The 8164-nt window shown below is 58.9% G+C and carries 10 protein-coding genes; 5 read left to right on the forward strand and 5 right to left on the reverse strand.

The genetic code is table 11. The features are described 5' to 3' along the window. Window positions 1-1066 (forward strand): hypothetical protein (locus ACMLHG_RS10365; RefSeq protein WP_417170436.1); only part of this gene is annotated, 1066 nt, incomplete at its 5' end. Between the two features lie 68 nt (window positions 1067-1134). On the opposite strand, the gene ACMLHG_RS10370 is transcribed toward ACMLHG_RS10365, so the two are convergent. The 4 genes from ACMLHG_RS10370 to ACMLHG_RS10385 form a co-directional block, all read right to left on the reverse strand. Next, the gene (locus tag ACMLHG_RS10370; RefSeq protein WP_417170437.1) at window positions 1135-1905 is read right to left on the reverse strand and encodes a TerB family tellurite resistance protein; all 771 of its coding nucleotides are present in this window, start codon (window positions 1903-1905) and stop codon (window positions 1135-1137) included. Between the two features lie 24 nt (window positions 1906-1929). Next, window positions 1930-2211, reverse strand: coding sequence for a C-GCAxxG-C-C family (seleno)protein (locus ACMLHG_RS10375; RefSeq protein WP_295806762.1), 282 nt, complete (start codon window positions 2209-2211; stop codon window positions 1930-1932). 35 nt (window positions 2212-2246) lie between these two features. Further along, window positions 2247-2528, reverse strand: coding sequence for a putative quinol monooxygenase (locus ACMLHG_RS10380; protein ID WP_417170438.1), 282 nt, complete (start codon window positions 2526-2528; stop codon window positions 2247-2249). A gap of 297 nt (window positions 2529-2825) precedes the next feature. Next, entirely contained in the window at window positions 2826-3632 is an 807-nt protein-coding gene (locus tag ACMLHG_RS10385; RefSeq protein WP_417170439.1) for a helix-turn-helix transcriptional regulator, read from the reverse strand. A 127-nt stretch (window positions 3633-3759) separates the two neighbouring features. Here ACMLHG_RS10385 and ACMLHG_RS10390 point away from each other — a divergent pair, with 127 nt between their 5' ends. Genes ACMLHG_RS10390 through ACMLHG_RS10405 form a run of 4 tightly spaced genes read left to right on the forward strand, consistent with a single transcriptional unit; the run spans window position 3760 to window position 7780 of the window. Next, on the forward strand, window positions 3760-5112 hold the full coding sequence (locus tag ACMLHG_RS10390) for an L-fucose/L-arabinose isomerase family protein (RefSeq protein ID WP_294435768.1): 1353 nt from the start codon (window positions 3760-3762) through the stop codon (window positions 5110-5112). A gap of 20 nt (window positions 5113-5132) precedes the next feature. Beyond that, window positions 5133-5906 carry a sugar phosphate isomerase/epimerase family protein gene (locus ACMLHG_RS10395; RefSeq protein ID WP_295806756.1) on the forward strand — a complete coding sequence of 258 codons (774 nt, stop codon included), beginning with the start codon at window positions 5133-5135 and terminating at the stop codon, window positions 5904-5906. 5 nt (window positions 5907-5911) lie between these two features. Next, window positions 5912-6700 (forward strand): ThuA domain-containing protein, encoded by a 789-nt coding sequence (locus ACMLHG_RS10400; RefSeq protein WP_417170440.1) that lies wholly within the window; start codon window positions 5912-5914, stop codon window positions 6698-6700. An 18-nt stretch (window positions 6701-6718) separates the two neighbouring features. Next, window positions 6719-7780: a Gfo/Idh/MocA family protein gene (locus ACMLHG_RS10405; RefSeq protein WP_295806751.1), complete on the forward strand. Its 1062-nt coding sequence runs from the start codon at window positions 6719-6721 to the stop codon at window positions 7778-7780. 71 nt (window positions 7781-7851) lie between these two features. Here the strand turns inward: ACMLHG_RS10405 and ACMLHG_RS10410 are convergent. Beyond that, window positions 7852-8164, reverse strand: a 313-nt coding sequence (locus ACMLHG_RS10410; RefSeq protein ID WP_417170441.1) for a type I restriction endonuclease subunit R, EcoR124 family, incomplete at its 5' end; no start/stop codon positions are given.

Consider the following 8164-nt stretch of genomic DNA (forward strand, 5'->3'; position numbering starts at 1 on the left):
TCCCGGCGCGGCCACGGATACCAGCAAATATGACACGGAAAGGAAAGCCTCGAACAATGGCCCGGCCTGGGGGGATGATTCCAACCATCTGTCGACGGCGTACATCCGGAACGCCCCGATGCAGAGCCTCTGGGAACTGGGTGTGATCCACCGGGGTGCAGCCTGGCAGACCCTCAATCTGAAAGCGGCGGGAGCCCCCGGTGGTACCGGCTCCATCTCCCCTGCTGACATGAAACAGGGCCTTTCGTGGGATAATCCATCCGGAACCTCTTATGCCAACGGAGATGGCGGTATCTTGGAGCAAGTGAAACTAACTGAAGAAGCCTATTGTTATGGGAAGGTAAATATCAATATGCTTTGTTCTGACACCACTATCAATATTGGATATGAACATGCTCACGACTATCAGATGGGACAAGCTCTCTTCTACAACATCATGTATGGTCAGGAAATCAGTAATTTTGAAACAACCACTTCCTCAACAAAAATAGGAGTATCTACAACGATCGGTAATGCCTTGGCGCAGGCATATGTTAATGAGGCCGGAACCAAAAAACCTTTCTCCAGCCGCACCCAGTTTCTCGACTGGGAACTTTCATCCGGAAATGATTTATGCAATGCATTTGGAGCAATAGACATAACAAATTCTTCAGATGCTCAACGTGAAGAAATTGTGGGAAAAACTATTAACCTCATCAAGACCGAACCGTCCCCCCCCAACGTCATCCAGTTCATTGTCGTGGCGCAGACCATCCGGGATTTGAGTGGCTCGGTAACCCGGGTCAGACCGGATGATGCCCAAGTCGTCACAAAGGACGATTGTGCTTACGGCCAGTTCGATGTAGCCAGATACATCGACAAGGATGGTTCTAAAATTACCTCCGATGCATCTGGCAAAATCAGCAACGACGGCAGTGACCCGTCCTCGCCGGATTCGACGCAGAGCCCGGATGATTTCATCTACTTCGATGAAATCACCAGCGAAGTGAAAATGCTGGTCACGCTGGAAAAGGTGAGCGAAGTGACCGGGCAGATCGTCGTCACCAGTATCGAATACATCGACTGACAACGATAAAAGACAAGAGCCGCGCGGGATGTCTCCCGATCGCGGCTCCTGTTTTTTTAAGGTGGGCGTCAGGCGAAGAGAATCGGCGACTGATTCTTCAACAGCAGAAAGTTGCGAAGCGCACGGTACTCTTCCACCGGATAGCCCCAGGCGTTCACCTCGGCACGGATGAAATCCATCTCCCGCCCCGTCAAATCCCCATCGCACATCGCCAGTTCCAGCTGGTTCGCAATCAGGCTGGTCAACTGCTCCCGCGAAAAGGTCGATTTCACGGCAGATAGAAACGCTTCAAAGCCATTCGACTGCGTGTAATCCACCCCCGCCTCCAGCGCTGCCGGAGGACAAAGCTTCCGCAGCATCTCCTCCTGTTCCGGCGCGAGATTGCCATCCGCCCGCACCGCCCAGAGCAGTCCGGCGGCGAAAAGTTTCGCGTTCTCCGAAACCGGTTCCGCTGACACGGCGGCGGATTCCACTGCCGCTCCGGTGGCTTCGTTCTCCAGACTGTCGAGCAACTCTTCCAGCGCATCGCCTTCCGAAAAAGAGGCGCATCCCGTCAGAATCGTGCCGTCCGGCAAAGCAATTTCCACCGAGACGTTGTTCCCGTCAACCTGACGCTTCCGGATCGACGCCCCGGCAACCGGGCAGCTCATCCGCCGGAATTCCGAACTGCCGAAACTGCGGTCAATTGCCGCGAACTCCCGGTCTGTCCGAAAGAAGTACCCCTCCCCCGACTCGCCGGAAAATTGACGGCTGAACCGCACTGCATGGAGGATTTTTCCAGCCACGCCGCCCGAAGTCAGCGCCTCCCGGAGATTCCCGGGAATAAAGTTGACATCCATGCCGCCGCCCCTCCCCTTTCGCTTCTACTTCATTTTTTCCGCCAGCGCCGCGGCAAGATTGACGCAGGCTTCACATGGGAATCCCGAACCGCCCTTGATCTCCCGGCAGGTCAGCGCCCCCTGCGTCTTCTCGCCGAATTTTCGACACAATTCCGCGAATTTTTCCTCGTCATTCAACACGGTTTTTGCCGCATACAGAGCTCCGCACAATCCGCCGGGCGCCCGCCCGCCGCCGAACTCGCGAAACTCCGCAATCTTCTCCGGCGGGAAATCGAAATAGCGCAGAACCGCCTGCGCGCAATTCAATTTCTCCTCCGTCCGAAAAAAATCTGACGCCGCCTTCATTCCATCACCTTGTGAATCGTGAGCGGCGCGGTCAGCAACGGCGCGACGCCCTGTTCGAACGCCTTGAAATGGGGTGCCACCATGTGCTTCTCCAGCGAAGCGTCATCCTGCCACTTCTCGAAGAAGAGCCAGGTGCCCGGGTTGAGCACATCCGCCCGGCAGTCGTAGCCGAGGCAGCCGGCATCCCGCCGCGAGGCTTCGAGCAGCGGCTTCAACAGCGCTTCAAGTTTTTCCGTCTCTTCCTTCCGGACCGACAACAATGCAATAATCTGAAACATATCTCCTCCTGTTGGATTGTTTCTCTTACTATACCCCTGCTGTCACTGGAAATCAACCTGCAATTCCACTCTTTCTCCTGCCCTGCCAAGCCTCTTCCCGGTTCTGATAGAACTCCCGGTACTGTCGCGGCGGAATGCCGGTATTCTTGTGGAAAAACCGTGAAAAACAGAATTCGCCGGCCCTTCAGAGGCGAAACAGCCGGAAATTTCCGTCTGTTTTGAGCTGACCGCCGAATAGCAGAACTTCGTCTGCTCTCCGCCGCACCCCGCTGAACTCCGGGGAACGGCGGAGTTTTTTCAGTATCGCCCGGCGAATTCCCGGCGATATTCGAGCGGCGAAATCCGGTATTTCGCCTTGAACAGCCGCGAAAAATAGAATTCATTGCCGATCCCCACCCGTTCGGCAATCACGCCGACCGGCTCCCCGGTGCCGACCAGCAGCGAGGCGGCCTGCTGCAGGCGGCACTGAATCAGAAACTGCTGCGGCGGCAGGCCGGAAACCGCTTTGAACAGGCGGCGGAAATGGGCGGGAGTGAGGTTCCGCCTCCGCGCCTCGGAGCAGAACTCCCACCCCCTTTCCGGGTGGCGGCGCACCTCGGAAACCAGATGGCCGAAGTACTCCTCCTGAAACGCCGGAACCGGCGGCCCGTCCGGCTCAGCCTCCTGAATCTGAAGCAGCAGATCCTCGTAGAGCAGTACCGCCCGCGGCGGCACCACCGGCGCCGCATGGCGCAACAGCGACATGATCCGCAGCATCGTCTCAAGGAAGCGCTCCGGATTGCGCACCTTCCGCAGCGGGTGCAGATTGTCGATCGGCAGGAGGCCGCTTTTCACATACTCCTCCACCCGTTCTCCGTAGGAGCAGAGAAAGTTGTGATGCCGCGACTCGCCGGGGGCATTCCCATATTCGAAAAATGCATTGGGGTGCGTGATAAACACATAGGCCCCCTCCACTTCAAAGCGTTCCCCATGGTCGATCTGCAGCCAGAGTTTCCCGGCATGGTTGTACTGAATCCCGTAGTAGATCGGTACATGATGGGATTCCCCGCGGAACTCCGGCGAGGAGTGATACAAACTGAAATAGTGACCGTCAAAAAAATTCATAGTCGGAAGAAATCTTCGTTTTGTGCAAAAAGAGGTTGTTTTTCTCCATTTGAAATCGGATTTTTCGACGTACGTTATGATAAAGGGAAAAATATCCCCGTTCAACCAAAAGTCAAGGAACGCAACCATGGAAACTATGAAAATCGGGTACATCGCCATCTCCAAGGCCAGCTGGATGACTCCTAAAATCGACGCCATCGCCAAGCGGACGTTCGAAGCTCTTCAAACGCTCCCGGCGGAGATCCTCTATCACGGCGTCACCACCACCGAAGGGGAAGCCGCGGCCCGGGCCGAAGAGTTCGCCCGCGCCGGCGTCGATACGGTCGTGATGCACTTCGTCACCTTCCCGGTCGGAGCGACCATTCCGGCGGCGGCAACCCGCCTCGACGTTCCTTTCATTCTGCTCGCCAACCCCGAGGAGCCCGGTCCGGGCAAGATGTGGGAGCAGAACTCCTTCTGCGGCGCCAACATGGCGGCCCACGGCCTCAACCGGCTGCGCAAACGCTACTGCTTCGTCATGGCCCGTCCGGAAGAGACCGCCGAAGCGCTGAAAAAACCGCTGGCCGTCGTCCGCGCCGTCAAGATGCTCCGCAATCTGCGGATCGGCCTCGCCGGCGGACGGGTTCCCGGCTTCTACACCTCGAATTTCGATGAGCTTCTGCTCCGCCGCGAATTCGGCGTCGCCGTCGAAGTGCTCGACCTGCTCGAAATCGTCAAGACCGCCGACACCCTCACCGAAGCGGAGCTCGCCGCTGCGCGCAAGGTGGTCAAAGAGAGCGCCGCCAAAGTCAACGCCGTCTCCGCGGCCGACCTCGAACTCGCCGCGAAAATGTACGGCTCCTTCCGTAAGACGGCGGAGAAATATCAGCTCAGCACCTATGCGGTCCGCTGCTGGCCGGAGTTTTCCGACCTCTTCGGCATCGCGCCCTGCGCCGTGCTCGGCATGCTCTCCGACACCGGATTTGCCACCAGCTGTGAGGGTGACGTCACCGGCGCCTTCACCATGAAACTGCTTCAGGCGCTCGCCGGCGGCGGCATTCCCTTCTTCGTCGACCTGATTCAGTACGACACCGGGAAGAACACCGGCGTCATCTGGCACTGCGGCGCCGCGCCGAAGGGGCTCTGCCGCAACTTCGACGAAACGGAACTTCGGCTGCACATGCGTGTCGACGGCGGCGACAAGAAGGGGGTCACCAACGACTTCTCGCTCAAGGCCGGCCGTGTCACCGTCGCCAAATTCGACACCGACGCCGACGGAAAAATGCGCATGCTGATCGCCCCCGGCACCGCGATCGACACCGAACCCTTCCTGCGCGGGAATCCGCTCACCATCCATTTCGACGGAGCCGTGCCGGAGCTGGTCGACACCATCATGAAGAAGGGATTCGAACACCATTACGCGGTCATCCATGCCGACGTCAAGCAGGAGTTGCTCCAGTTCTGCGAATGGTTCCACATTGAACCGGTCGTCGTCGGCTGAAGCAAGGAGGAGAATTCATCATGCAGAAGATCACCATTGCCGCCCAGATGTTCAGTTTCCGCAACTACATCAAAACCCCGGCAGGGGTGCGCAACACCTTCCGCCGGCTGAAGCAGATGGGCTATGACGCAATTCAGCTCTCCGGCTCGATCGCGCCGATGCCGACCGCCGACCTCGCCGCGATGCTCCGCGACGAGGGGTTGACGGCGCCGACCAGTCACTCCTTCGCCAAAACCATTGTGGAAGAACCGGAAAAGGAGGCGGAACGGCTTCTCCAACTCGGTTGCCGCCACACCGCCTACCCCTTTCCGCACTGGCGACCGACCGGCGAAGGCGAAGTGATCGAACTTGCCCGCGAACTCAACGAGGCGGCGAAACGGTTCCGCGCCGCCGGAGTCACGCTGGCCTATCACAACCACTCCATCGAATTCGAACGGTTCAACGGCCGCACGATGCTGGAGATCCTCTACGCCGAAGCGCCGGAAATCGACGCTGAACTCGACACCTACTGGGTTCAGAAAGGCGGCGCCGACCCGGTCCGGTGGATCGAAACACTCGCCGGACGCCAGCAGGTTCTTCACCTCAAGGATTACGGGATGAAACCCTTCTGCGAATGTGGCGATTCGGTCATGATGCCGGTCGGCGAAGGCAATCTCGACTGGAAGCGGATCCTCGACGCCGCCGGCCGGGCCGGAGTCACCTGCTGGGTGGTCGAACATGACGGCGACACCAGCGATCCCTTCGGCTCCTTCGCTTCGAGCATCCGGTTCCTGAAAGAGAATTTCAGCAGGTAATTTGCATGAAAAAAATTCAAGTCACCATCTGGAACGAATTCGTCCACGAACGGGAGGAGGGTCCGGTCGGCGACCACATCCGCACCCTTTATCCGGAAGGAATCCATGCCTTTCTGGCGAAAGCTCTCGCCGCGGACGATCTCGAAATTTGCACCGGCACTCTCGACGAGTCCGCGCAGGGACTCCCCGACGAACGGCTCAACCGGACCGAGGTCCTGCTCTGGTGGGGCCATTGCGCCCACGACCGGGTCGATGATGCACTGGTGGAAAAGATCCGGCTCCGCATCCTCTCCGGCATGGGGCTGATCGTGCTTCACTCCGGCCACTATTCGAAAATTTTCCGCCGGATGATGGGCACCAGCTGCCGGCTGCGCTGGCGCGAAGTCGGGGAAAAGGAGCGGCTCCGCGTCGTGGCGACCGGCCACCCGATCGTCGATGGAGTGCCGGAGACCTTCGCCCTGCCGCACAGCGAAATGTACGGCGAACGGTTCGACCTGCCGGACGACGGGAAGATCATCTTCATGTCCTGGTTCGAAGGCGGCGACGTCTTCCGCAGCGGCATGCTCTTCCAGCGCGACGCGGGGAAGATCTTCTACTTCTCGCCGGGTCACGAAACCTACGCGATCTATCACGACGCCAACATTCAGCGGGTGATCGCCAACGCGATCCGCTTCGTCGCCCCGGCGGCGATTCTTCCGCCGCGGGTGACCCCCTGCCCCGAACCGTCGGAACCGATCCGCACACCGAATCCGCTTGCGGCGCTCGACACCAGCGCGCTTCACGCCAAACAGTAAGGAAAGGAATCCATTCCCATGTCCAGAATCATCAAAGTCGGCATCGTCGGGCTCGGCCGCGCCGGAATCGGCATGCACTCCTCGGAACTCGCCGAGTACCCCGACCGTTTCGCCATCGCCGCCGCATGCGACCACGCAAAGGAGCGGCTTGAGAATCTGCCGGAGCGTTTCAAAGGAGCCAAACTCTACACCGATTACAGTGAGATGCTCCAAGACGACAACGTGGAACTGGTCTCCATCGCCACCCGCCACCCGGAACACGTTCCGATGGCGCTTCAGGCACTGGAGGCGGGCAAATACGTCAACATCGACAAGCCCTACGCGCTGAACAACCGGGAGATGGCACAGCTGGCCGAGGCGGATAAAAAGTATCCGGGCAGGATCTTTCTTCGCCACAACCGCCGGTACGAAGCCCCGTTCCAGAAGGCGATGAAGCTGATCGCCACCGGGGTGCTCGGCGAAATCAACACGGTCAAACTCTACCGCAGCGTCGGCTACTGCCGCCGCAACGACTGGATGACCATGACCGAATTCGGCGGCGGACTCTTCACCAACTGGGGGCCGCACATCATCGATCAGGCGTTGCAGTACCTCGATTCTCCGGTGGTCGACCTCTGGGCGAACATCCGTTCCATCATCAGCATCGGCGATGGCGACGACCACATCAAACTGCTGCTCAAGGCGGCGAACGGGCGGATCGCCGACATCGAAATCTCCGGAGCGCACACCCTCCCGGGGCGCGAACTGGAGATTCAGGGATCGCGCGGCACACTGATCTATCCGGTCGACGGCAGAATCAAAATGCGGTACGTCGACCCGGAAATCGAATTCAAGCCGCTCAAGCCGCATCCGGAAAATCCGCCGATGAAATACGGCAACTTCGATGAAACGCTCACCTTCATTGAACAGTTCGTCGAAATTCCGCCCATCCCGATGTCGGAGATCTGGAAGCATGTCTATGACGCGATCGTCAACAAAGTCCCCTACCCGATCACCATCGAAAACGGGATCGCGGTTACCGACATCATGGAGAAAGCGTTCCGCAAGAGCAACTTCAAACCGGCCGAACGTTTTCTCTGAACGAAGCGGCGCACAGGGACGGGAGGGGAATTCCCCTCCCGTTTTTTTCTGCAACGATTTCCCGCCGGAGGTTACGGTCCGGCGATCTCCCGGAAGCGTTCGAAGTAGGCGGACAATTTTTCCAGAACGGTTTCGCGCTTTCTGGCGCGGTCGCCGGTCGGCGTGAAGCGGGAGACCGGCGGAAGCACCTTCGCGAGCGCCGTTCCGTTGACCTGAAGGAAGTTGTCGCGGAAGGCATTCCGCATGAATTCGCGGGTCGCTTCCGGGTTGAGGTTCTCTTCGCGGATGACGCGGGCAAGCTCCTCCTCTTTCCGTTCTGCGACGAAGGCGCGCCACTCCTCGTCAATGTCGCCGTTGGGAGTCAACGAGGCGAGAAACGCTTCG

It is taken from the genome of Victivallis sp., assembly GCF_048170485.1.
In the GTDB taxonomy this organism is placed as follows: domain Bacteria; phylum Verrucomicrobiota; class Lentisphaeria; order Victivallales; family Victivallaceae; genus Victivallis.

Coding starts and splice junctions, on each gene's coding strand:
- ACMLHG_RS10370 (WP_417170437.1), bottom strand. CDS start 1,905: ATGGATGTCAACTTTATTCCCGGGAATCTCCGGGAGGCGCTGACTTCG.
- ACMLHG_RS10380 (WP_417170438.1), bottom strand. CDS start 2,528: ATGTTTCAGATTATTGCATTGTTGTCGGTCCGGAAGGAAGAGACGGAA.
- ACMLHG_RS10385 (WP_417170439.1), bottom strand. CDS start 3,632: ATGAATTTTTTTGACGGTCACTATTTCAGTTTGTATCACTCCTCGCCG.
- ACMLHG_RS10390 (WP_294435768.1), top strand. CDS start 3,760: ATGGAAACTATGAAAATCGGGTACATCGCCATCTCCAAGGCCAGCTGG.
- ACMLHG_RS10395 (WP_295806756.1), top strand. CDS start 5,133: ATGCAGAAGATCACCATTGCCGCCCAGATGTTCAGTTTCCGCAACTAC.
- ACMLHG_RS10400 (WP_417170440.1), top strand. CDS start 5,912: ATGAAAAAAATTCAAGTCACCATCTGGAACGAATTCGTCCACGAACGG.
- ACMLHG_RS10405 (WP_295806751.1), top strand. CDS start 6,719: ATGTCCAGAATCATCAAAGTCGGCATCGTCGGGCTCGGCCGCGCCGGA.